Annotated in this window: 2 protein-coding genes; both read left to right on the top strand. The window is 70.2% G+C overall.

Annotation, left to right across the window (positions count from 1 at the left end):
• Nucleotides 1-380, top strand: a 380-nt coding sequence (locus ABZS58_RS51145) for a phosphopantetheine-binding protein (RefSeq protein ID WP_354792096.1), incomplete at its 5' end; no start/stop codon positions are given.
• A 31-nt stretch (nt 381-411) separates the two neighbouring features.
• The coding region (locus ABZS58_RS51140) for a beta-ketoacyl synthase N-terminal-like domain-containing protein (RefSeq protein ID WP_354792095.1) at nt 412-2,264 on the top strand (1,853 nt) is incomplete at its 3' end.

Raw genomic sequence — 2,264 nt, 5'->3', positions numbered from 1 at the left:
GCGAGCTCGGCTTCGACTCGTTGACCGCGGTGGAACTGCGGAACCGGCTGGCCACCGCGACCGGGCTGTCGTTGCCGGCCACGCTGGTCTTCGACCATCCGACACCGGTCGCCCTGGCCGACCATCTCCGGGCCCAGCTGTGGCCGGCCGAGCCGGCCGAGGCACCGGCAGTCGCCGAGCTCGACCGGTTGGAACGCGCGCTCGCCGAACCCGTGGACGCGGACACGCGCGCCCAGCTCGCCCGGCGCCTCCAGGCGCTGGTCGCGCGGCTCACCACGCCGCCGCCCGCAGACTCGACCGCCGGACCCGACACCGACCTGGACGAGGTCACCGACGACGAGCTGTTCGAAATTGTCGACAGCGAGCTCGGCTCGGCCTGAACTCCCGTACCCGCTCTCCGGAGGGACACCCGTGACCAAGGACGACAAGCTGCGCGAGTACCTCAAGCGGACCGTAGTTGAGCTGCGCCAGGCCAACCGCCGGGTACAGGCCCTGGAGGCCGCCAGCGCCGAGCCGGTGGCGATTGTGGGGATGGGGTGTCGGTATCCGGGTGGGGTCGGTGACCCGGAGGGGTTCTGGCGGTTGCTGGTCGAGGGTGTTGACGCGGTGGGTGGGTTCCCGGTGGATCGGGGTTGGGATGTCGGGTCGTTGTATGACCCGGATCCGGCGCGGTCGGGGACCAGTTATGTCCGGGAGGGCGGGTTCCTGACCGATGCGGCGTTGTTCGACGCGGGGTTCTTCGGGATCAGTCCGCGGGAGGCTGTGGCGATGGATCCGCAGCAGCGGCTGTTGTTGGAGGTTTCCTGGGAGGCGTTGGAGCGGGCCGGGATCGACCCGTCCGGGCTGCGCGGGTCGGACACCGGCGTGTATGTCGGCACCCACGGGCAGGACTATCCGGCGTTGTTGAGTGGGGCCGATGCTGCGGGGGAGGGGTTCTCCGGTACCGGGAACGCTGCGAGTGTCATGTCGGGGCGGGTGGCGTACACGTTGGGCCTGGAGGGTCCGGCGGTGTCGGTGGATACGGCGTGTTCGTCGTCGCTGGTGGCGGTGCATTTGGCGGCGCAGGCGTTGCGGTCGGGTGAGTGTTCGATGGCCCTGGCCGGTGGTGTAGCGGTGATGGCCACTCCGGGAGCGTTTGTGGAGTTTTCCCGGCAGGGTGGGTTGGCTGCTGATGGGCGGTGTAAACCGTTCGCGGAAGCGGCTGACGGTACCGGCTGGGGTGAGGGTGTCGGGGTTCTGGTGCTGGAGCGGTTGTCGGATGCCCGCCGGCGGGGGCATCAGGTGCTGGCGGTGCTGCGGGGCAGCGCGGTCAACCAGGACGGTGCCTCCAACGGGTTGACCGCTCCGAACGGGCCGTCGCAGCAGCGGGTGATCCGTCAGGCGCTGGCCAACGCCCGGTTGTCACCGGGCGAGGTCGACGTGGTGGAGGCGCACGGCACGGGTACCACGCTGGGTGATCCGATCGAGGCGCAGGCGCTGATCGCCGCGTACGGCCAGGACCGGCCGGCGGGACAACCGCTGCGGCTGGGGTCGGTGAAGTCGAACATCGGCCACACTCAGGCGGCCGCGGGGGTCGCCGGGATCATCAAGATGGTGCTGGCGATGCGGCACGGGGTGATGCCCAGGACGCTGCACGTGGATGCCCCGTCATCGCATGTGGACTGGTCGGCCGGATCGGTGCAACTACTGACCGAGGCCACACCATGGCCGGGCAACGGCCGGCCACGGCGGGCCGGGGTGTCCGCGTTCGGAGTCAGTGGCACCAACGCTCACCTCATCCTGGAAGAAGCCGAACCACTCGAGAACCTGGAGGAGGCCGAACCGCTCGAGATCCTGGAGGAGGCCGAACCGTTCGAGGCGCCGCAGGACACATCGGCCGACCCGGCGGGCTCGGGCCAGGAGTCGCCGGTGGTGCCGGCCCTGCTGCCGGGCGGGGTGGTGCCGTGGCTGCTGTCGGCGAAGACCGAGGTGGCATTGCGGGCGCAGGCGCAGCGGCTGGCCGGGTTCGTGACCGACCGGCCCGAGATCGAGCCGGTCGCGGTCGGACGGGCGTTGGCGGCCCGGTCGGTGTTTGCGCATCGGGCGGTGGTGCTGGCCGGGGATTCGGCCGGGGATTTGGCTGGATTACTGGATCTGGATGTTTCGCCGGTGGTGGTTCGTGGTGTCGCTGCTGGTGTGGGTGGTGGTGCGGGTCCGGTGTTTGTGTTTCCGGGTCAGGGGGCGCAGTGGGTGGGTATGGGTTTGGCGTTGTGGGATGCCGAGCC

Origin of the sequence: Dactylosporangium sp. NPDC005555, from assembly GCF_040605635.1 — a bacterium.
In the GTDB taxonomy this organism is placed as follows: domain Bacteria; phylum Actinomycetota; class Actinomycetes; order Mycobacteriales; family Micromonosporaceae; genus Dactylosporangium.
The sequence above is the reverse complement of the archived record's forward strand: the minus strand, read 5'-3'. Positions and strand labels throughout refer to the sequence as shown.